Below are 270 nucleotides of genomic sequence, written 5' to 3' on the forward strand. Positions count from 1 at the left end.
TCAACACAGCACGTTATGGCACTCAGGGAAGGAAGTTGGACAAAGATTCCTTCTATGGAACTGGTGGCGGGTGATATTGTGAAATTTACGAGCGGGGACAGAATTGGCGCAGAAGTTCGAATTGTTGAAGCGAGAAGCCTTGAAATAGAAGAATCAGCGCTGACCGGGGAATCAATCCCGGTTGTGAAGCATGCTGATAAATTGAAAAAACCGGATGTTTCACTTCGCGATATTACCAATATGGCATTTATGGGAACGATTGTGACCCGC

Annotated in this window: 1 protein-coding gene; it reads left to right on the forward strand. The window is 45.9% G+C overall.

The annotated features are described in order from the left end of the window. Positions 1 to 270: P-type ATPase actuator domain-containing protein (locus tag AC2Q9J_RS17960; protein WP_499042046.1), on the forward strand; the 270-nt coding region annotated here is incomplete at both ends.

This window comes from Planococcus sp. RAB007_Raresut (assembly GCF_057369535.1).